Here is a 21,343-nt window from a genome sequence, read left to right as displayed (position 1 = left end):
AAAACAAATGAAAGTCAGTGATTTTAATTTTAACCTACCAGAACATTTAATTGCTCAATCACCGTTAAAGGATCGCACAAAGTCGAGATTGATGATCGTGGATTCTGAGGTGAATGATATTGTGCATTCTACATTTGAACAGATTGTTAATTGTTTTAAGCCAGGCGACTGCCTTGTATTGAACGATACGCGTGTCCTTCCAGCGAGGCTTTATGGCATTAAAGAGGATACAGGTGCGAAAATTGAGGTTCTTCTTTTAAAAGAAGAAGGTAACGATCGTTGGAAAACCCTTGTTAAGCCTGCAAAACGAATTAAAACGGGGACGGTTATTACATTTGGAAATGACCAATTAAAGGGAACATGCGTTAATGAAGGTAACCAAGGAGAAAGGGAGATTGAATTTTCTTATTCAGGTACTTTTTATGAGATTTTAGATCAATTAGGTGAAATGCCCTTGCCGCCTTATATTCGCGAACAATTACACGATCGTGAACGCTACCAAACCGTATTTTCAAAGAATATAGGGTCTGTTGCTGCTCCAACCGCTGGACTTCATTTTACAGAAGAGTTAATGAAGAAAATCGAAGAGAAAGGTGTACACATCGCTTATATTACACTTCATGTAGGACTTGGAACATTCCGTCCAGTTTCAGCGGAGACTATTGAAGAACACAAAATGCACGATGAGTATTACCAACTATCAAAAGGAACTGCTAATTTGTTGAATCAAGTTCGACAAGAGGGCGGACGTATAATTGGTGTTGGGACAACATCTACGAGGACGATTGAATCCGTAGCCCAAAAACACCCTGATGGATTTGTAGAAAGCTCAGGTTGGACTGATATTTTTATATATCCTGGCTATGAATTTAAAGGCATAGACGGACTTGTAACGAATTTCCATCTTCCTCAATCAACTCTTATCATGCTTGTCAGTGCTATGGCTGGTAAAGAATTAATTTTAAAAGCCTATGATGAGGCAGTGAGGTCAGAATATCGTTTTTTTAGCTTCGGTGATGCAATGTTGATCCTTGAAGGGAGCTCCCAACAACAATGAGTGCAATCCAATATGAATTAATCAAAACATGTAAACAATCAGGTGCAAGACTTGGAAAGGTCCATACACCTCACGGGTCTTTTGACACACCTGTATTTATGCCGGTTGGAACATTAGCAACAGTGAAGACGATGAGCCCGGAAGACCTGACGGAAATGGGTGCTGGTATTATTCTTAGTAATACGTATCACCTCTGGCTTAGACCTGGTCATGACATTGTAAAAGAAGCGGGTGGACTTCATTCTTTTATGAATTGGGATGGGGCAATATTAACGGATTCAGGTGGGTTTCAAGTATTTAGCTTAAGTGACCTACGAAAGATTACAGAAGAAGGGGTACACTTTCGAAATCACTTAAACGGTGAAAAACTGTTTCTTACACCTGAAGGGGCGATGGAAATCCAGAACGCACTTGGTTCTGATATAATGATGGCGTTTGATGAATGTCCTCCATATCCTGCCGAACACTCCTATATGAAACCATCTGTAGAAAGGACAAGCCGGTGGGCTGAAAGATGTTTAGAAGCTCATAAACGACCAAAAGATCAAGGGTTGTTTGGAATTGTACAAGGCGGGGAATACGAGGACTTACGTAAACAGAGCGCTGAAGATCTTGTTTCACTCGATTTCCCAGGGTATGCAATAGGTGGTCTATCAGTAGGTGAGCCTAAAGATGTCATGAACCGGGTACTTGAATTTACGACCCCATGGCTCCCTACCAAGAAGCCACGTTATCTGATGGGGGTAGGGTCGCCTGATTCATTGATAGATGGTGCAGTACGAGGGATCGATATGTTTGATTGTGTATTGCCAACAAGGATTGCTCGCAATGGCACCTGCATGACAAGTGAAGGAAGACTAGTTGTGCGTAACGCAAAGTATAGCCGGGATTTTCGTCCACTTGATGAAAATTGTGATTGTTATACATGTCGAAATTATTCACGTGCCTACATTCGCCATTTAGTGAAAAGCAGTGAAACATTTGGCTTCAGGCTTACGACTTACCATAACCTATATTTTCTGTTAAAATTAATGGAGCGGGTAAGAGAAGCGATTCGGGAAGATCGATTGCTCGACTTCCGCAATGAGTTTTTTGAACAATATGGGTTTAATAAGCCAAATGCAAAAAACTTTTAAGCGGCTGATTGGATTTTTGAAAAAAATTATATTTTATGACCTGAAAGGGGTGAATGAGAGATGGATCAATTAGTAGGATTACTGCCGATTATTTTGATGTTTGTTATCTTCTACTTTATTTTGATCCGACCGCAGCAAAAGCGTCAAAAAAAGACAGCTAACATGCAGTCGAATCTAGAAAGAGGGAACCGCGTTATAACAATCGGAGGTTTACACGCTACAATCGAAGCGTTAGATGATACGAAAAATATCGTTGTTCTGCGAGCTGGAGATGGATCGAAGCTTACATATGATCGTGCAGCTATTCGTGAAGTCGTTGAAAACGACTAATACGGAAAAGAAGGGACTGACTTAGGTCAGCCCTTCTTTTTTACTCGCTTTTCTAATAGTCTTATGATCGGTAACCTGACAAATTAACCCCCGTCATACCACCAAGAGCACAAACCGCGAGGTAACCTAAATGAAATAAATATTGCTCTGTATTAAATTGGACTTGATACCCGAGGTACTGGATAAGGAAGACGAGTACAGAAAAAAGCAAACCGGTTCCGGACCCAAGCAACCATCCCTTTTCCTCCCCTTTCTTACCAGAAACAACCCCACCGATAAACAATGCAATGACGGATATTCCGAGAATGACCCAAGTAATTGATTGTTGATCCAGACTTGTAAATCGTAATATTAGAGAAAGGATAAAGCTGCTAAGCAAGATTAACGCAAGTACAACAACGAGACCAAACCCCATAGCAGAAAACATGCGTTTGGACATACCTACTACACCCCTTTAGACAAGTTTCATTAGTACAACTTATTCATAATAAGGACAGAATAGAAGTCAAACATGTTTAATCCATTCCTTACATACTATGTATTAAAACGGACAAGTAGAGGATGGAAAATGTGGATGTAGCGATTGCATTTATAATATTTATAATTAGTTATATAGGTATCATGACGGAGAGGATCAACCGAGCACTTGTGGCGTGCTGTGGTGGTGTCCTGATGTTGATATTAGGAATATTAAAAGTAGAACAAGCTTTTTTTGAGCATGTTGATTGGAACACGATTGCATTGCTTTTTTCGATGATGATCCTTGTTTCCATTACAAGTCAAAATGGCGTGTTTGAATATATAGCTGTTAAGCTTGCACAGAGGGTAAAAGGAAGACCGATTCCTTTGCTTATTGTTTTATCTACAATAACTGCAGTAGGATCTGCTCTATTGGATAATGTAACAACCGTCTTGTTACTCGTACCAATCATTTTAACATTAACGAGCTTGTTACAAGTGACGAGCATTCCATTTTTAATTTGTGCGATTCTATTTGCAAATATTGGAGGAACGGCAACATTAATTGGTGATCCCCCTAATATTATGATTGGTCAAGCAGTTGATCACTTGGATTTTATTGATTTTCTATTCCACCTGGGGCCTGTCGTATTAATCATATTTATTGTTGTCATTAGTGGTATCTCAATATATTATCGAAAGTCTTTATACATTTCTCAGCAAAGAAGAAACGAGCTATTGAATTTGAACCCAAGTTCTTTTCTCAAGAAAGGACCATTATTGTATAAATCCGTTTCAGTCTTAACGCTTACAATAGTAGGCTTTTTATTACATACGATCCTCCATCTGGATCTAACAACGGTTGCGATGTCAGGTGCGTTGCTCTTACTTCTTATCACGACTAAAGAACAAGAAATTGAAGAGGTATTTCGTTCAATTGAATGGATTACGCTATTTTTCTTTATTGGGTTGTTTATACTGGTCGGTGGCTTAATTGAGGTTGGGTTAATTGATGAGATGGCGAGATCGATTTTATCATTCACAGAAGGGGATCTTCCGAAAACAGCCATTGTTATTTTATGGGGATCGGGATTGCTTTCAGGATTTATTGATAATATCCCGTTTGTAGCAGCAATGATTCCAGTTATTATGGAATTTGAAGAGTATGGAATGCAAAATCTTGATCCATTATGGTGGTCACTTGCACTTGGTGCATGCCTCGGTGGAAACGCGACATTAATTGGAGCTTCTGCGAATGTTATTGTTGCAGGCTTAGCAATAAAGTCCAAGCAATCATTTAGTTTCTTGCAATTTTTGTTAATTGGGTTTCCAGTAGTCATCGTCTCACTATCCGTTTCAACCATCTATGTGATCTTGCGTTACTTACTTCCCTACTTCTAAAAAAATTACCAAATCAGTTAAGTCATATCTTCTCCACAGTCGGTCAGACTATGTATGAAAGGAGAAGACATCCATGGAATACGGGATTGTATTGTTTCGGACCATTTTTATATATTTTCTGATCATCGTAGTGTTCCGACTGATGGGGAAACGTGAAATTGGTCAATTATCGATTATTGATTTTGTCGTATCAATCATGATCGCGGAACTGGCTGTTATCTCCATTGAAAGTCCGGAAGAACCAATGCTCCAATCACTATTAGGAATCGGTGTTTTGTTAGTCGTGCAAATTATTTTTGCCTATATCTCTTTAAAAAGCGATAAGGTAAGGGAAATTATTGATGGGAAGCCTGCAGTCATTATTGACCGGGGGAAAATAGATGAAAATGAGATGAAAAAGCAGCGCTATAATTTTGATGACCTACTTGTCCAACTACGGGAGGATGGAGTTAGTAAAGTGTCTGATGTTGAATTCGCAATTCTTGAGCCGTCTGGAAAGCTGTCGGTTATGAAAAAAGATGAAGATGAAGGTGAAGATGAAGAAGGTCAAAAGCATTTTCCTTTGCCACTTATCCTCGATGGGAAATTACAGTATGATCATTTAAAACGCCTTAATAAAACAGAATTGTGGTTACGGCAAGAACTAAAAAAGCTTGGATACCGTGATTTGAAGAAGATATCACTTTGTTCATTGGAATCAGGGGGCATCTTTTTTATCGATACGATAGATGAATCCGATTAAATTAAAAAAACTGACTACATAGACCGTAGCCAGTTTTTTCTTACTTAATCAATTTGTTTAAAATTGGTATAAAGTGAACATCCTCTTTCTTCAATAATTTTAGTGTAATGATTAAGATGAAGTAGATGAGTACAGCAAATATAATGGAGTATAGTGTATTCATCAGTTGCGTTCCATGGAGACTTGAATAGAACCAAGCAACAGCAAACCCGGAAATTGTCACTGCCAAGATTCCCTTTATATAATCCTTGACGACGACAGTGTAACTTATCGCTTTTACAATCGTTGCAAAATGGAGCATCGTTACTAGAATTACATTGATAATGATCGCAATTGCAGCACCCATTATGCCAAGATCTGGTTGGGTTGCGAGTGCAAATATGGCAAGGATTTTCACAACAGCACCGACAATACTGTTAATCATTGCAGCCTTGGCAAGATCCAACGCCTGTAGCACAGCTTGCAATGGGCTCTGAAAATAGAGGAAGAAAAAGAATGGAGCCATTAGTTTTACATAGCGTGCTACTTCCGGTGTCCCATACATCAAATCCATTAATGGGACAGCAAGGACATAGGTTATAACAACGGAGATTCCACCTGATAACATAGCAATCCTTAGTGCCTGGTTTAAACGGCGTTCGATTAAGTGATGTTTATTTTGGGCGGCTGCTTCACTAATGGCAGGGACAAGGGAGACGGATAAAGAGTATGTAATGAACATAGGCAGTGTCAGAAAAGGGATGGCAAAGCCTGCTAATTCACCATACTGTTTTGTCGCAACTACGGTTGTGACGCCTGCGATCAAAAGACTGTTGGCTACGACAATCGGCTCAAAGAAATAGGAAATAGATCCGACTAATTGACTTGCGGTCGTTGGCAAAGAGATTCGTAACAATTGGTTGCATGTATCTCTACCTTTTGAAAGATAGGCGAAAAATCCTTTTCTAACTCTAATTCGTTTTTGCATTTTAAAGACTGAAAACATGTAGAGTAACGATGCTAATTCACCGATCACAACAGATATCATAGCGCCAGCGGCTGCAAATTCAATCCCATAAGGTAACAAGGCTCCTGTTAAGATAGCGACTAGTGTAATTCGGACAATTTGCTCAATGACTTGGGAATAAGCAGAGGGTTTCATATTTTGACGACCTTGAAAATAGCCTCGAATTACCGATGATAACGCAATGATCGGTACAACAGGAGCAATTGCCACAAGCGGATAATAAGTTCTTGAGTCAGTTAAGAGATTTTGTGATAAAATGGGAGCAAGTGCGATCATGGCTCCAGTAAAAATGATGCTGAGCACACCTGTGATTGTTAATGAAACAATAAGAATCTGCTTAACCTTCTGCGGGTTCCGCTCCGCTTCGGCTTCAGCGACCATTTTTGAGATTGCAACAGGTAGGCCAAGACGTGTCAGGGTGATTGCTAGCAAAAGGGTTGGGACGGCCATCATGTATAAGCCTACGCCTTCTTGCCCCATTATACGCGCCACGACAATCCTGTTTATGAAACCGAGAACTTTCGTAATCAAACCAGCAATAATTAAAATCATTGTGCCTTGTATAAAGGTTTGTTTTGACATTTTAGTCCCTGCCTTCTCGATCGTACAAGACCTGTTTTACAGTATGTATATGCGTACGAGTGGGCCAAGCATGACAAGTATCTGTTGATATGGGGATATATCAGAAAATTATGGTTAATATATTATTTTACAAAAAAGGGGGACACTATAAATGTCTGAAGAGAAGCCTTTAATCGAATGGAAGGGCGAAATTGGACCAGCCTTAAAAAGTAAAAAGGAAGAGCTTCATTTTATGGGTTATGAAAGTGTAACCATAGATGAGATATGGAATTGTATCGTATCTAGAGCTAAGAAGAAAAGAGATGAGGATTGGATGATCCATCAAGTGGTTAATACTGTATTAACGTTATCTACCCAAGACTTTATGAATTGGCTGACCGTTCAAGCAGTCACAAATGACAGTTGGTTTCCATTGGAATCGTTATCGAAGGAAAATTGACACTCTTACATAGAGGTGGATATAATAGGATGGATTATCAGTACATAGTACATAGCTTTTAGGGGGAAAGAATACATATGGTAAAAAGAGGAAGGATTGTAGGCTTTTTCTTGCTAGTGATTATGTTCGCTGGTTTGATGGGGGTCACAACAAAGGGTATTGCTGACAAAATAAAGCTTGGTCTTGATTTGCAGGGTGGATTTGAAGTTCTATATGAGGTTGAACCTGCTGAAGATGGCCAAGAAGTAACCGATGACTTATTAAAGAGTACAGTAAGTGCTTTAAATGAAAGGGTAAATGTCCTAGGAGTATCTGAACCAAATATTCAGATTGAAGGGGATAGTCGGATTCGAGTTCAGCTTGCAGGTGTTGAGGATCAAAACCAGGCTAGGGAGCTGTTATCAACTCAAGCCGAGTTAACGTTTCGTGATGTGAATGATAAGGTTCGCTTAAAGGGTTCTGACCTTGTAGAAGGTGGAGCTAAGGTTGAATTCAGACAACAAACGAATGAACCTATCGTAACATTGAAGCTGAAGGACGGAGATCAATTCGGCAAGATTACAAGCGAAATCAGTCAAATGCCACGACCTACGAATCGCTTAGTCATTTGGTTGGATTATGAAAAAGGCGACTCCTTTAAGGAAGAGGCTAAAAAAGAAGGGGATGCACCAGGGGAACCCAAATACATTTCAGCACCTTTTGTGGATGAAACAATTAATTCTGAAACAGCAACCATTAATGGAATGGACTCAATTGAAGAAGCACAACAACTTGTAGATTTACTTAATGCGGGATCACTTCCGGTAAAATTAAAAGAAGTCTATTCGACTTCGGTTGGAGCCAAATTTGGGCAACAATCACTAGAAACGACCATGTTCGCTGGAGCAATCGGTATCGCGTTAATTTTCCTTTATATGATTTTCTTTTACCGGATTCCAGGTGCCGTAGCAGTTGTCACGTTATCGATTTATATATACTTAATTCTCGTGATTTTCGATTGGATGAATGGAGTATTAACGCTACCGGGTATAGCGGCTCTCATTCTCGGGGTCGGTATGGCAGTCGATGCGAATATTATCACCTATGAACGAATACAAGAAGAGCTGAAGTCAGGTAAATCAGTCATGTCTGCGTTCAAAGCAGGAAATAAACATTCATTTTCAACGATTTTTGATGCGAATATTACAACGATTCTGGCCGCCGCAGTTCTATTCATATTCGGGACAAGCTCTGTTAAAGGATTCGCACTCGTACTGATTATCAGTATTCTCTCCAGCTTTATTACAGCAGTATTCGGGTCGCGTCTCTTCTTAGGCCTTCTTGTAAAGAGTAGAGCTCTGGACAAGAAACCAAAGCTTTTTGGAGTGAAACCGAGTCAAATTACCAAATTAGACGATTTTGATCGACTCGACATTAGCAACTCTCGGTTCAAAAAAGTAAATTTTGTTAAACACCGAAAGAAATTGTTTGCGTTTTCCTCAATTCTTATTGGGTTAGGAATCATTTCAATCTTAGTCTTTAATTTGAATCTTGGTATCGATTTTGCGAGTGGTTCAAGGGTGCAAATCACCGCTGATCAAGCGTTAGATGAGGACACGATAAAAGCGCAGTTGAATTCACTTGGTTTTGAAACCGAAGAGGTTGTGATCTCAGGTGAAAAGGAAAACATAGCTGTGGCAAGGTATGTTGGTGTATTTAAACAAGATGAAATCAGTGAATTGAAATCCTTTTTTGAGAAGGAATATGGTAGTGAACCAGGAGTAAGTACGGTTAATCCGACGGTTGGACGAGAGCTTGCGCAAAATGCGATGTATGCTGTCGCAATCGCAGCAATCGGAATCATCATATACGTCGCAATCCGCTTCGAGTGGTTAATGGGTCTTGCAGCCGTTGTTGCTTTGTTACATGATGCATTCTTTATTATCGCCGTGTTTAGTTTACTACAGATTGAGGTGGATCTAACCTTTATCGCAGCCATTCTCACGATTGTCGGTTATTCGATTAATGACACGATTGTTACATTTGATCGGATACGTGAAAATATGAAACATGCTAAAGTGAAGACATTCGCAGATTTGGCGAATATCGTTAATGTGAGTCTTGTACAGACATTTGCACGTTCTGTTAATACCGTGTTAACTGTTGTATTCGCAGCAGCGGCATTAATGATTTTCGGTAGTGAAGCAATCCGTAACTTCTCTTTTGCTTTACTTATAGGACTTGTAGCTGGAACGTATTCTTCTTTGTTTATTGCTTCCCAGCTTTGGATGGTATGGAAAGGGAAACAAATGAAGAAACAACCTGTTAAATCCAGTAAACCATCAGAATCATAAGATGTTTTAATGAGGACTGACTGAAAATAAGATTTTTGGGCGTTAGAATTAGAAGCGTTCCGGAACTTATTGTCAGTCCTTTTTAACATTTATCATGTTTCAATACTAGTCTTGTTCGGGAAAATAACAAGACTAGTGATGTAATTATTCAGGACGTTTTGTTTCTTGTTAAGAAGGTACAATAATTTTAGAGAGTGAAGAGTTAGAGAGGAGAAAAAGATTATGAAAAGAGAATGGAGTTTCATTATTGTTCTACTGTTCGCAATGATTGTTGCCGTGTTTGCAGTAGTTAATGTTGAACCTGTAGGGGTAAATTATGTTTTTGGAACAGCTCAATGGCCTCTTGTATTAGTCATTCTTGGATCTGCAATTTTGGGCGCACTTACAATTGGAGTCGCTGGGTCTGTTCGTTTACTATCAATGAAACGAGAATTACGCTTACTAAAACGAGAAAATGAACAATTGAAAATGGAACTTAAATTGGATGCTGAACCTACACCTCAGAAAGAAAATCCTAAAGATAATAAGCAGGGGAGTACAAGCGCAGCGAGTGAAGATTCAGAGAAAAACTCGTCATCAAATGTATAAAGTTTCATTTGCCACCTCTCTGCCCACTCTAGTATAATGAGTGGGTCAAGAGGTGGTTTTAATGTTAAAAGCAAAAACACGATGGAAGCTGATGAAATCAGATGAAGCGAAATCAGAAGAGTTAGTACAGAAATACGGTATTTCACCATTACTCGCACGTCTACTTATCAGTCGAAATATACATAGTGAGACCGATATCAAACAATTTTTACATATGGATGACTCCCAATTTTATGATCCTTATTTGCTTGACGGTATGAAAGAAGCTGTTGAGCGGATCCAACTCGCAATTGAAAAGGATGAACAAATTTTAATCTTTGGAGATTATGATGCAGATGGTGTAAGCAGTACGTCTGTCATGATCTATACACTTCGTGAACTTGGAGCACGATTTGATTTCTACATTCCAAATCGATTTACAGAAGGATACGGTCCAAATGAAGCCGCATTCCAATGGGCAGAGAAACAAGGATATACACTAATTGTTACTGTTGATACCGGTATTTCAGCGGTGCATGAGGCTGAGGTAGCATTGAAATTGGGCATTGATTTAATCATTACAGATCATCATGAGCCCCCACCTAAGCTACCGAATGCGTTTGCTACGATTAATCCAAAAAAACCGGGTTGCTCTTATCCGTTCAAAGGTCTTGCTGGAGTTGGAGTAGCATTTAAAGTAGCTCATGCGTTATTAAATAAACTGCCTGTTCAATTACTTGATATCGCGTGTATCGGTACGATCGCTGATTTAGTACCGCTCGTTGACGAAAATAGACTGATTGCTAAGCTTGGAATCGAAAAGCTGCAATCGACACCAAAGGTGGGTCTACAAGCGTTATTAAAAGTTTGTAAGCTTTCAGATCAAGAGCTGAATTCAGAGCATGTCGGATTTGCTATTGGACCGCGCATTAATGCTGCTGGTCGTTTAGATTCTGCTGATCCGGCTGTTGAATTGTTTACGACAGAGGATGAAGAACAGGCGAAATGGATTGCTGAAGAAATAGACCATATAAACAAAGAACGACAAGCCATCGTTACAGAAATGTCAAAAGAAGTAATTTCGCTAATTGAAGAACAATTTCCCCCAAAAGATAATTCCGTTCTTGTAATTGCGAAGGAAGGTTGGAATCCGGGTGTTATTGGGATTGTGGCTTCCCGAGTAGTGGAACGGTATTATAGACCAACGATTATCCTTAGTATCGATAAAGATAAAGGCGAAGCTAAAGGGTCTGCCAGAAGCATAGCTGGTTTTGATATGTTTGAAAACTTATCAACATGCAGGGATATCCTTCCCCATTTTGGCGGACATCCGATGGCAGCAGGGATGACTTTGAAGACGGAACACTTGGACGAGCTCCGTAAACGTTTAAATGAGATTGCTTCAAGTAGTCTTTCTGAAGAAGATTTTACTCCTATAACAGCAGTCGATGTTCATTGTTCAGTGGATGACATATCCTTAGAGGTAATCGAAGAACTCCAAACACTAGAACCGTTTGGGGTCGATAATCCGAAACCAAAATTCATGATTGATCGCTGCGAGATCAATGAAATGCGTCGTATTGGTAGTGATTCCAATCATCTGAAACTAGCTTTACGTGGTACAACGTCTAATATTGATGTGATTGGCTTTCATTTTGGAGAAGTGTTTGAAGAAATCACACCGAATGCTCCGATTTCCGTAGTTGGCGAGCTATCAATTAACGAGTGGAATGGTTTTCGAAAACCACAGGTAATGCTTAAAGATGTTGCGGTTCATGAGAAACAGCTGTTTGATTACAGAGGTATCAAAAATCTCTCGAAACGTTTAGACCTTTTACCGCGAGAGAAAGTTCTTCTCCTTCATTTTAAAGATAAAACTATTGAAAAATTGGGCTTGAATGATTGGAAAGATCGTATTGAAAAAGTAAACAGTCCAAAAGCGTTTGATTCGACCATACTAACTGATCGGTATATATTTGTTCTTGATTTACCAGAAACTCAAGAGCATTTAGAACAATTAATTTCAGCAGGTACTTCTGCAGAGCGTGTATACACGGTTTTTTATCATGAAGAGGACCATTACTTTAATCCTGTTCCAACAAGGGACCAATTTAAATGGTACTACGGATTTATTAGGAAAAAACAGCCCTTTGAATATCAGAAACGCGCAAAAGAACTGGCCTCATATAAAGGATGGGCAGCAGAGTCTGTCATTTTTATGACAAAGGTGTTTTTTGAACTTGGTTTTGTTACAATAGAGAATGGATTTGTGTGTGTAACAGATCATCCACATAAGCGACCGTTAACTGATTCACAAACGTATAGGAGAAAGAAAGAGAAAGCAAGTATGGAGAATGACCTTTGTTACTCCTCCTATCGTGACTTAAAAAAATGGTTTTTTGATGATAAGGAAGAGGAATGCAATCGATTTGAGGAGGCTTACCAGTAAGATGGATTATAAAAAATACATTGAGGTAGTGGAGAATTTTCCCCAGGAGGGAATACGATTTAAGGACATTACGACTTTAATGCAGGAAGGCGATGTTTATAAGGAAGCAATGAATGACATCGTTTCTTATGCGAAAAATAAAAATATTGATGTAGTGGTTGGACCAGAGGCAAGGGGCTTTATCGTAGGATGTCCGGTTGCCTATGCGCTGAATGTTGGCTTTGTACCAGTTCGAAAAGACGGAAAGTTACCAAGAGAAGTTGTCAAAGTGGATTATGGTAAAGAGTATGGTAAGGATGTTCTAACAATGCATCAGGATGCCATCAAACCAGGGCAACGGGTATTGATTACAGACGACCTACTCGCAACGGGTGGAACTATAGATGCAACGATTCAGCTTGTAGAAAAAAGTGGTGGTGTTGTAGCAGGTATCGCCTTTATGATTGAACTGACCTATCTTAATGGACGAGATAAACTAACAGGTCATGATATCTTTACGTTAATGCAATATTAAAAATACGAGGATGACCCAAACGTTAATGGGTCATCTCTTTTACAAATTTAGATCTGCACACCTTAGGCGATTGCCTTAGGTGTGCTAAAACTTGGCATTGCATTAGCCAAGTTTTCTTTATAAGTAAGAATAAAAAATTGTTGCATAGATGCGGTGTCTAGCTCCAGCGCCCAGGTGTTCGAGGTCGCTTCGATTCTTCCACAAACACAAAAAGCGTGTTGTGCTGCAGAATCTCCAGCGCTTGTCACACCTGAACAGGGCGCTTCCGCTTTTCTTACACATTAAGAAAGTATAAAAATACTTTCTATAGTATAAGCGCAACTAAGGCTCAGCCGGCGCCTAAGGCTTGGCTTTGCCCAGTTTTCTTTATATTCCCCAATCCCAATGCTTTCCAGGCTGATTCATTCGACATTTTTCGCTTTTCCCTTTACAGGAAGTTGAATTTTGACGATAATAGAATCTATATACCAATCAATCTAATGATAGGTGATCGCATGACCATTAATAATGTAATGACAAAAGCGGCAACGTATTTGCCGAAAGATAATATAGATCTTCTATATAAGGCTTATGAATTTGCGAAGGACTCTCACGAGGGCCAGTTCCGCAAATCAGGTGATCCTTATATCGACCATCCTGTTGAGGTGGCATTGATTCTCGTTAACTTAGAGATGGATGCACAAACGATTTCAGCAGGGTTTCTTCATGATGTGGTTGAAGATACAGATGTATCGTTACAGGACTTGACCGAATTATTTGGAGAAGAAGTCTCTATGCTCGTAGATGGGGTAACGAAGCTTAAGAAGATCAAATTCAAGTCAAAAGAAGAGCAACAAGCGGAGAACCATCGTAAAATGTTTGTGGCAATGGCTCAAGATATCCGTTGTATATTAATCAAGTTAGCTGACAGACTTCATAATATGAGAACCCTTAAGCATATGCCTAAAGAAAAGCAGATACAAAAGGCGAATGAAACACTTGAAATATTTGCTCCACTTGCTCACAGACTTGGAATTTCTACGATAAAATGGGAACTTGAAGACGTATCTCTTCGGTATTTAAACCCACAGCAGTATTATCGAATTGTTAATTTAATGAAGCAAAAGCGCACTGAGCGTGAGCAGTATGTCCAAGAGGTCATCCAGGATATTGATGAACGTTTACAAGAAGTAAATATTCATGCGGATATGTGGGGAAGACCCAAACATATTTATAGTATTTATCGCAAAATGACAAAACAGAATAAGCAGTTCAATGAAATTTATGATTTGCTTGCTGTGCGTGTTGTTGTTGATAGTATTCGAGATTGTTATGCCGTCCTCGGTATTATTCATACATGCTGGAAACCAATGCCTGGCAGGTTTAAAGATTACATTGCGATGCCGAAAGCGAATATGTACCAGTCCCTTCATACAACGGTAATTGGTCCTAAGGGCGATCCGTTAGAAGTCCAAATCCGTACCGAAGATATGCACCGGGTTGCCGAATACGGTATCGCTGCACACTGGGCTTATAAAGAGGGAGCTAACAACAACGGTAATAACACGTTTGAAGAGAAGCTCACTTGGTTCCGTGAAATACTCGAATGGCAGAATGATGCCACAGATGCAGAGGAATTCATGGAGTCTTTGAAGGTGGATTTGTTTTCCGATATGGTCTTTGTGTTTACACCAAAAGGGGATGTGATCGAATTACCTTCAGGATCGGTTCCATTAGATTTTGCCTATCGTATTCATACGGAAATCGGAAACCAATGTATCGGTGCTAAAGTAAACAGTAAGATGGTTCCGCTTGATTATAATCTTAAAACAGGTGATATCGTTGAGGTAATGACTTCGAAGCACTCGTATGGACCGAGTAAAGATTGGTTGAAGATTACTCAGAGCTCCCATGCGAAAAACAAGATCCGTCAATGGTTTAAGAAAGAAAAGCGTGAAGAAAATGTATTAAAAGGTAAAGAACTCGTTGAAAAGGAAGTTAAAAACCATGGATATGAACTTAAACAAGTTTTAACCCAGGATAACGTACAAACGGTTGCTCAAAAATATAATTTCACAAATATAGAAGATATGTATGCAGCGGTTGGATATAACGGGATTACTGCATCTCAAATTGCTACCCGATTGACGGATAAAATGAGAAAGAAGATAGAGGATGATCCAGAAAAAATAGTGGCTGCAATCAACGATGCTAAGTCTTTTCCAGAAAAGAAAAGGACTGAAGTAGGCGTGCAGGTTAAAGGAATTGACAACCTGTTAATCCGTTTGTCGAGATGTTGTAACCCAGTACCTGGTGATGATATTGTAGGTTACATTACAAAAGGTAGAGGGGTCTCAATTCATCGTAAAGATTGTCCGAATATTATTTCTGAGGATACGGAACATCGTCTTCTTCCTGTTGATTGGGAAGGGGATTCACAACTAACGAAAAGCTACAGTGTTGATATTGAAATTACCGGATTTGATAGAAGAGGTCTTTTAAACGAAGTGCTTCATGCTGTTGCAGAAACTAAAACAAATATGAGTGCTGTAGCAGGCCGATCAGACAAGAATAAAATGGCTACGATTAATATTACGATTTCAATTCATAACGTAAACCATTTGCATAAAGTCGTGGAGCGTATTAAACGTATACCAGATATTTATTCGGTTCGCCGAATGATGCAATAAAGGGGTTGTTCGATTGCGAGTTGTGGTTCAGCGTGCTACGAGTGGTAAAGTCATTGTGGGAGATGAAATTATTGGAGAAATCAAAGAAGGTCTTGTTCTCCTCGTAGGTGTAACACATGATGATTCTGAAAAGGATATAGAGTTTCTTGTCAATAAAATTCCTAATCTTAGAGTTTTTGAAGATGAAGAAGGGAAAATGAATCGATCCTTAATTGATATTGGGGGAGAAATATTATCTATCTCTCAATTTACATTATACGGGGACTGTCGAAAAGGACGGCGACCCAATTTTATGAATGCTGCGAAGCCGGAACATGCTGAAATGATATACAATCTTTTTAACGGAAGACTTATGGAAAGCGGAATCCATGTGGAAACAGGAGAATTCGGGGCATTGATGGATGTACAGCTAAACAATCATGGACCAGTTACCTTAGTTCTTGATACAGCAGAATAAAATTGGGGAGGACTTGTATTACATATCCTCCTCTAATTAAATTTTTGATCCTAGTGCAGAAAATTACTTCTTCAAATGAAAAAAAACAATCATCTTCGGCAATGCTATAGAAAACGACAGTAGTGCAGGAAGGTTGATCGCATGAGAAGAAGCTTACGACATGAAGTAATGGATCATCGGAATTCATCAATGTTCGGTGTTGATTTTCATCAATTCATTGAAAAAGAACATATGAGGTCAAATTATGAACTTGCTGAGGAATTTGGAGTAACACTTGAAACAATTAAGAGGTTGAAACACCAAATTAGACGGTGAATTCCTGTTTGGATTGTTAAAAATAAAAATATGCTTGACAATGGAAAAAAACGTACGTATGATTGTAATCAATTCAATTTCAATCAAAACCAATGAGAAAGAAAAGTAGTTCAGGATCTTTTGTAAAGAGAGGAAATGCCCTTGGCTGAAAGCATTCCCACGGAAGACTGAGTGAAAGACACTTTTAAGGTTTTATCCCGAAGCCGTTGGTAGTAGGGAATAAACGTTTTGCAGGCGTTAACTGTGTATTGAGTGGAAGTAATCTTACTTCAACTAGGGTGGTACCACGGGTAAAATACTCTCGTCCCTTCTTCTATTTAGGAGGGGCGGGAGTTTTTTTAGTTTCTTTTTGATGATTTAGATTTAAGAAAGAGGAGTGAAGAGAATGAGTTTTCAGATTCCAAGAGGGACCCAGGACATAATGCCAGGGGAAGTTGAGAAATGGCAAAAAATCGAGGAAAAAGCAAAAGAGTTATGTAAAAAATACAATTATCACGAGATTCGGACACCGATTTTCGAATATACAGAGCTCTTTCAACGTGGCGTTGGCGATAGTACAGACATTGTCCAGAAAGAGATGTACACGTTTAAAGACCGCGGAGATCGTAGTCTGACATTGCGACCGGAAGGAACGGCTTCGACGGTTCGTGCTTATGTTCAGAATAAATTGTTTGGGGATCCTCAGCAGCCGACAAAGCTTTATTATATTGGCCCGATGTTTCGTTACGAACGTCCGCAAAAGGGTCGAACAAGACAGTTCGTTCAATTCGGAATTGAAGCATTGGGCAGTAATGATCCAGCGATAGATGCTGAGGTTATTGCCTTGGCGATGCAATTATATCAAGAGCTTGGCTTAAAGCACCTTAGACTCGTAATCAATTCCCTCGGTGATCAAGAAAGCAGGCAGGCACACCGGAATGCATTAGTTGAACATTTCCAACCGGTTATCAATGAACTTTGTAGTGATTGCCAGAATCGTATTCATACGAATCCCTTACGAATACTAGATTGCAAAAAGGATCGTGAACACGAATCGATGAACACGGCTCCTTCTATTCTTGAATTTTTAAATGAAGAATCACAGGTCTTTTTCGAAAATGTAAAGTCCTACTTGGAGGAAATGGGCATTGATTATGTCATAGACCCTACTCTTGTTCGTGGTCTCGATTATTACAATCATACCGCGTTTGAAATTATGAGTGAAGCACCTGGGTTTGGCGCGATAACAACATTAAGTGGTGGTGGACGTTACAATGGTTTAGTTGAAGATGTGGGTGGCCCTGAAACACCAGGAATCGGATTTGCAATGAGTCTAGAGCGAATCTTGCTCGCTCTTGAGGCTGAGCAGGTTGACTTGCATGTTCAAGCAGAGCTGGATTGTTATTTAATTAGCCTTGGTGAACATTCGAAAAAACGTAGTATGTCCTTACTGAATGAGCTTCGGAATGCAGGATTAACGGTAGATCGAGATTATTTGGATAAAAAAATGAAAGCGCAATTTAAAGCAGCAGATCGACTCAATGCTCGATATGTCCTCGTTCTCGGAGACGATGAGCTTGATAAAGGAGTCATCAACATAAAAGATATGCAAGATGGTAGTCAGGTTGAGGTTGCGATCGATGAAACGACAAGTTATGTATTGAAACATCTTGAGGGAGGAAGCTAATATGATTGGAAGAACACACCATTGTGGTCGATTAAGTGAAAAGGAAATAAACCAATCCGTACAGTTAAAGGGATGGGTACAAAAGCGACGTGATCTTGGTGGATTGATTTTTATCGATTTACGTGATCGTTCGGGGGTAGTTCAGGTCGTCGTGAATCCTGAAAACTCGAAGGAAGCTGCAGAAATAGCAGATCGTGTCCGAAGTGAATATGTACTTGATATTAAAGGCACGGTAGTAGCTCGAAATGAGGGCACGGTTAATGACAACTTGGCAACTGGAAGGATTGAGGTTGTTGCCGAGTCGGTCGATATTCTCAATGCTGCTAAAACACCACCTTTTGTTATTTCAGATGACTCAGAGATTACGGAAGACGTTCGGTTAAAATATCGGTATCTGGATTTAAGGAGGCCAGTCATGCAAGAAACATTTAAGATGAGAAGTAAAGTTACTAAACAAATTCGTGACTTTCTTGATCATTATGATTTTCTTGAAATGGAGACCCCTATGCTAACAAAGAGTACGCCAGAGGGAGCAAGAGACTATCTAGTGCCTAGTCGAGTACATCCGGGCCGATTTTATGCACTTCCCCAGTCTCCTCAGATTTTTAAGCAGCTGCTAATGGTATCTGGTTATGAACGTTATTACCAAATTGTACGTTGTTTCCGTGATGAGGATTTACGAGCGGATCGTCAGCCAGAGTTTACCCAGATTGATATTGAAACCTCCTTTATGGACGTGGAAGATTTAATGAGGATGGCAGAAGAAATGATGACATCAATTCTTAAGGAAGTAAAAGGGGTAACGCTTCAAACACCTATCCCACGTATCACTTACGCAGATGCGATCGATCGTTATGGTTCCGATAAGCCGGATACCCGCTTTGGAATGGAGCTTATTAATGTGTCATCTGTTGTGAAGCGATCAGAATTTAAAGTATTTGCTTCAACGGTTGAATCAGGTGGCGAAGTTAAAGGGATTAATGTAAAGGGTCATGCGAAAAATTACTCCCGAAAGGATATTGATCAACTGACAGAGTTTGTAAAAGTGTATGGTGCAAAAGGTTTAGCTTGGTTAAAGGTTGAAGAAGAAGGCTTAAAAGGTCCGATCTCGAAATTTTTCTCCGATGATATTCAGAAAGAATTACTTGAGGCCTTCGACGCTGAACTAGGAGACTTGTTATTGTTTGTTGCTGACAAATCAACCATTGTAGCTGAGAGCCTCGGTGCCCTTCGCCAAAAGTTAGGAAAAGAATTGAACATGATTGATAAGAGTAAATTTAATTTCCTTTGGGTGGTGGATTTCCCACTTTTAGAATATGATGAAGAAGCAAATCGCTACGCTGCAGCTCACCATCCATTTACAATGCCGAAAAAAGAAGACCTCCATCTTTTGGAAACAGAACCTGAAAACGTACGTGCGCAGGCATATGATCTTGTGTTAAATGGATATGAACTGGGCGGCGGATCCCAAAGGATTTACCAAAAGGATATTCAGGAACGAATGTTCAAAGCACTGGGCTTTTCAATGGACCAGGCATATGATGAATTTGGATTTCTTCTTGAGGCACTTGAATATGGCGCACCACCTCACGGAGGAATTGCCCTTGGACTTGACCGACTCGTGATGATCTTAGCAGGCCGATCGAACTTACGGGATACCATTGCGTTTCCGAAGACGGCAAGCGCAAGCTGTTTATTAACAAATGCACCAGGAAAAGTTAGTGAACGTCAGTTAGAAGACCTTCATTTAAGTGTAACGAAAGATTCTGTTACTAACGAACTATAATACTGTATAAGGAGTGTCAGGCACCGAATTGAGGCGTACTAGTTAACGACTTCATTAACGGTGCTTGACCACCAATTAGTAAAGAAGTCTGATTTTTAGGAAAAGACAGATAAATCATTGAAAGCGTTTTAATCTTATGCTATTCTATAAATACATTATTAAAGAGTCCTGAGGTGTACGTTTCTGCCGCATGTTTGAGCCAACATTAATAAAATGGGAGTTTGGAGTTTACGGTAGGCGTGCAAGCCTCCTTAAGAGAGGACGTACAATGCCCGTAACAAAACACCCACTTTCCAGGCAGGTTCAACACAGAGGAATTAATTGCAACGGCACGCATGGGACTCTACCATAGGTTTGATGAAAAGCAACGAGGGAAAACCTGGTTGTTTTTTTGTACGTTAAGAAAGTATAAATATACTTTCTATAGTAGGCGCTTTCGCTTTTCATTTGTCTAGCTCCAGCGCCTAGGTGCTCGGGTCGCTTCGATCTTCAACAAACACAAAATACCCGTGTTATGTTTCAGAATCTCCAGCGCCTGACGCACCTGAACAAGGCGCTTTCGCTTTTCATGTTGCAATCAACTAGGGAAATCATTTATGCTAAAATGGATGTTTGAATGCAGCATGGAGGGAGTTACAAAATATGTTACACCAATTTTCACGTAATGAGCTTGCTATTGGAAAAGAAGGAATAGATGTAATGAAAAATGCAACAGTCGCTGTTCTAGGAATAGGGGGCGTCGGTTCATTCGCTGTAGAGGCGCTCGCCCGATCTGGAATTGGACGATTGATTTTAGTAGATAAGGACGATATTGATATTACGAATGTAAACCGTCAGCTACCTGCTCTTTTATCCACGGTAGGTCAGCCGAAAGTGGATCTCATGAAAGAAAGGATCACTGATATTAATCCTGATTGTAAAGTAGAAGCACTAAAGATATTTTATACGGAAGAGACGTATCAACAATTTTTTGAATATCCACTTGATTATGTCGTTGATGCTTCGGATACGATCACATACAAAATTCATTTAATGAAAGAATGCTTAAAACGTAAGGTACCAATCATTTCGAGTATGGGTGTCGCCAATAAGATGGATCCGACTCGACTAACGATCACAGATATATCGAAAACAAGCTACGATCCAATTGCTAAAGTGGTCCGGACTAAACTTCGAAAAGAAGGAATCCACAAAGGGATTGATGTCGTTTATTCTGATGAAAAACCGGTTAAAATTAAGGAGGAAGTACGGCAAGGTATTGTGCCCGATGAGAATACAGGCATCCGTAAAGCGAAAATGCCACCGTCTTCAAACGCATTCATCCCATCAATCTCTGGTTTAATGATGGCAGGTTATGTGATCAATAAGTTATTAGAAAAAGGTGGTATTGAAATAGAGCGAATCCGCTAATCAGGAACAAGATTAGCTGTTCAAT

General features: G+C 39.7%; 18 protein-coding genes, 1 other RNA gene and 1 other annotated feature. Of the genes, 17 read left to right on the top strand and 2 right to left on the bottom strand.

The window, feature by feature from the left end:
• Positions 1–7 precede the first annotated feature (7 nt).
• From queA to yajC, 3 genes are read left to right on the top strand one after another with little or no spacing between them, the layout of a single operon-like run.
• Positions 8–1,057 carry a tRNA preQ1(34) S-adenosylmethionine ribosyltransferase-isomerase QueA gene (gene queA, locus NON16_RS01210; RefSeq protein ID WP_257346274.1) on the top strand — a complete coding sequence of 350 codons (1,050 nt, stop codon included), beginning with the start codon at positions 8–10 and terminating at the stop codon, positions 1,055–1,057.
• Entirely contained in the window at positions 1,054–2,193 is a 1,140-nt protein-coding gene (gene tgt, locus NON16_RS01205) for a tRNA guanosine(34) transglycosylase Tgt (RefSeq protein WP_257346272.1), read from the top strand. The genes queA and tgt overlap by 4 nt, the downstream gene beginning before the upstream one ends.
• A 60-nt stretch (positions 2,194–2,253) precedes the next feature.
• On the top strand, positions 2,254–2,523 hold the full coding sequence (gene yajC, locus NON16_RS01200; RefSeq protein WP_257346270.1) for a preprotein translocase subunit YajC: 270 nt from the start codon (positions 2,254–2,256) through the stop codon (positions 2,521–2,523).
• 61 nt (positions 2,524–2,584) lie between these two features.
• On the opposite strand, the gene NON16_RS01195 is transcribed toward yajC, so the two are convergent.
• Positions 2,585–2,962, bottom strand: coding sequence for a TIGR04086 family membrane protein (locus NON16_RS01195; protein WP_257346268.1), 378 nt, complete (start codon positions 2,960–2,962; stop codon positions 2,585–2,587).
• A 131-nt stretch (positions 2,963–3,093) separates the two neighbouring features.
• Between NON16_RS01195 and NON16_RS01190 the strand changes: the two genes are divergently transcribed.
• Together NON16_RS01190 and NON16_RS01185 are read left to right on the top strand one after the other, a co-directional pair.
• Positions 3,094–4,383 carry an ArsB/NhaD family transporter gene (locus NON16_RS01190; protein ID WP_257346266.1) on the top strand — a complete coding sequence of 430 codons (1,290 nt, stop codon included), beginning with the start codon at positions 3,094–3,096 and terminating at the stop codon, positions 4,381–4,383.
• A 73-nt stretch (positions 4,384–4,456) separates the two neighbouring features.
• Positions 4,457–5,125 carry a DUF421 domain-containing protein gene (locus NON16_RS01185; protein ID WP_257346263.1) on the top strand — a complete coding sequence of 223 codons (669 nt, stop codon included), beginning with the start codon at positions 4,457–4,459 and terminating at the stop codon, positions 5,123–5,125.
• A gap of 40 nt (positions 5,126–5,165) precedes the next feature.
• Here NON16_RS01185 and spoVB read toward each other — a convergent pair whose 3' ends face one another.
• The gene (spoVB, locus tag NON16_RS01180) at positions 5,166–6,713 is read right to left on the bottom strand and encodes a stage V sporulation protein B (RefSeq protein WP_257346260.1); all 1,548 of its coding nucleotides are present in this window, start codon (positions 6,711–6,713) and stop codon (positions 5,166–5,168) included.
• A gap of 151 nt (positions 6,714–6,864) precedes the next feature.
• Here spoVB and NON16_RS01175 point away from each other — a divergent pair, with 151 nt between their 5' ends.
• From NON16_RS01175 to NON16_RS01120, 12 genes are all read left to right on the top strand, one after another.
• Entirely contained in the window at positions 6,865–7,152 is a 288-nt protein-coding gene (locus tag NON16_RS01175; RefSeq protein ID WP_257346258.1) for a post-transcriptional regulator, read from the top strand.
• 77 nt (positions 7,153–7,229) lie between these two features.
• Positions 7,230–9,485 carry a protein translocase subunit SecDF gene (secDF, locus tag NON16_RS01170; RefSeq protein WP_257346257.1) on the top strand — a complete coding sequence of 752 codons (2,256 nt, stop codon included), beginning with the start codon at positions 7,230–7,232 and terminating at the stop codon, positions 9,483–9,485.
• A gap of 222 nt (positions 9,486–9,707) precedes the next feature.
• Positions 9,708–10,073, top strand: a complete 366-nt coding sequence (locus tag NON16_RS01165) for a LapA family protein (protein WP_257346256.1) — start codon at positions 9,708–9,710, stop codon at positions 10,071–10,073.
• 61 nt (positions 10,074–10,134) lie between these two features.
• Positions 10,135–12,501, top strand: coding sequence for a single-stranded-DNA-specific exonuclease RecJ (gene recJ, locus NON16_RS01160; protein WP_257346254.1), 2,367 nt, complete (start codon positions 10,135–10,137; stop codon positions 12,499–12,501).
• A gap of 1 nt (position 12,502) precedes the next feature.
• Entirely contained in the window at positions 12,503–13,015 is a 513-nt protein-coding gene (locus tag NON16_RS01155; protein ID WP_257346253.1) for an adenine phosphoribosyltransferase, read from the top strand.
• Positions 13,016–13,509: 494 nt separating this feature from the next.
• Entirely contained in the window at positions 13,510–15,684 is a 2,175-nt protein-coding gene (locus tag NON16_RS01150) for a RelA/SpoT family protein (RefSeq protein WP_372508714.1), read from the top strand.
• Between the two features lie 13 nt (positions 15,685–15,697).
• The gene (gene dtd, locus NON16_RS01145) at positions 15,698–16,141 is read left to right on the top strand and encodes a D-aminoacyl-tRNA deacylase (RefSeq protein WP_257346251.1); all 444 of its coding nucleotides are present in this window, start codon (positions 15,698–15,700) and stop codon (positions 16,139–16,141) included.
• Positions 16,142–16,282: 141 nt separating this feature from the next.
• Positions 16,283–16,456 (top strand): RNA polymerase subunit sigma-70, encoded by a 174-nt coding sequence (locus NON16_RS01140; protein ID WP_257346249.1) that lies wholly within the window; start codon positions 16,283–16,285, stop codon positions 16,454–16,456.
• An 83-nt stretch (positions 16,457–16,539) separates the two neighbouring features.
• Positions 16,540–16,768, top strand: a binding site (T-box leader).
• Between the two features lie 73 nt (positions 16,769–16,841).
• Positions 16,842–18,122: a histidine--tRNA ligase gene (gene hisS / locus NON16_RS01135; RefSeq protein WP_257346246.1), complete on the top strand. Its 1,281-nt coding sequence runs from the start codon at positions 16,842–16,844 to the stop codon at positions 18,120–18,122.
• Position 18,123: 1 nt separating this feature from the next.
• On the top strand, positions 18,124–19,908 hold the full coding sequence (gene aspS, locus NON16_RS01130) for an aspartate--tRNA ligase (RefSeq protein ID WP_257346243.1): 1,785 nt from the start codon (positions 18,124–18,126) through the stop codon (positions 19,906–19,908).
• Between the two features lie 162 nt (positions 19,909–20,070).
• Positions 20,071–20,254, top strand: a non-coding RNA gene (gene ssrS, locus NON16_RS01125) — 6S RNA.
• 296 nt (positions 20,255–20,550) lie between these two features.
• Entirely contained in the window at positions 20,551–21,318 is a 768-nt protein-coding gene (locus tag NON16_RS01120; RefSeq protein WP_257346241.1) for a tRNA threonylcarbamoyladenosine dehydratase, read from the top strand.
• Positions 21,319–21,343: the final 25 nt, after the last annotated feature.

The sequence above is a fragment of the Pseudalkalibacillus decolorationis genome, assembly GCF_024609785.1.
Taxonomy (GTDB): Bacteria; Bacillota; Bacilli; order Bacillales; family Fictibacillaceae; genus Pseudalkalibacillus; species Pseudalkalibacillus decolorationis.
The sequence above is the reverse complement of the archived record's forward strand: the minus strand, read 5'-3'. Positions and strand labels throughout refer to the sequence as shown.

Bases quoted from the DNA above. Each gene is read 5' to 3' on its own strand.
- hisS (WP_257346246.1), top strand. From the start codon at position 16,842: ATGAGTTTTCAGATTCCAAGAGGGACCCAGGACATAATGCCAGGGGAA.
- NON16_RS01155 (WP_257346253.1), top strand. From the start codon at position 12,503: ATGGATTATAAAAAATACATTGAGGTAGTGGAGAATTTTCCCCAGGAG.
- aspS (WP_257346243.1), top strand. From the start codon at position 18,124: ATGATTGGAAGAACACACCATTGTGGTCGATTAAGTGAAAAGGAAATA.
- recJ (WP_257346254.1), top strand. From the start codon at position 10,135: ATGTTAAAAGCAAAAACACGATGGAAGCTGATGAAATCAGATGAAGCG.
- NON16_RS01140 (WP_257346249.1), top strand. From the start codon at position 16,283: ATGAGAAGAAGCTTACGACATGAAGTAATGGATCATCGGAATTCATCA.
- NON16_RS01185 (WP_257346263.1), top strand. From the start codon at position 4,457: ATGGAATACGGGATTGTATTGTTTCGGACCATTTTTATATATTTTCTG.
- NON16_RS01120 (WP_257346241.1), top strand. From the start codon at position 20,551: ATGTTACACCAATTTTCACGTAATGAGCTTGCTATTGGAAAAGAAGGA.
- NON16_RS01150 (WP_372508714.1), top strand. From the start codon at position 13,510: ATGACCATTAATAATGTAATGACAAAAGCGGCAACGTATTTGCCGAAA.
- queA (WP_257346274.1), top strand. From the start codon at position 8: ATGAAAGTCAGTGATTTTAATTTTAACCTACCAGAACATTTAATTGCT.
- tgt (WP_257346272.1), top strand. From the start codon at position 1,054: ATGAGTGCAATCCAATATGAATTAATCAAAACATGTAAACAATCAGGT.
- NON16_RS01175 (WP_257346258.1), top strand. From the start codon at position 6,865: ATGTCTGAAGAGAAGCCTTTAATCGAATGGAAGGGCGAAATTGGACCA.
- NON16_RS01195 (WP_257346268.1), bottom strand. From the start codon at position 2,962: ATGTCCAAACGCATGTTTTCTGCTATGGGGTTTGGTCTCGTTGTTGTA.
- NON16_RS01165 (WP_257346256.1), top strand. From the start codon at position 9,708: ATGAAAAGAGAATGGAGTTTCATTATTGTTCTACTGTTCGCAATGATT.
- secDF (WP_257346257.1), top strand. From the start codon at position 7,230: ATGGTAAAAAGAGGAAGGATTGTAGGCTTTTTCTTGCTAGTGATTATG.
- spoVB (WP_257346260.1), bottom strand. From the start codon at position 6,713: ATGTCAAAACAAACCTTTATACAAGGCACAATGATTTTAATTATTGCT.
- yajC (WP_257346270.1), top strand. From the start codon at position 2,254: ATGGATCAATTAGTAGGATTACTGCCGATTATTTTGATGTTTGTTATC.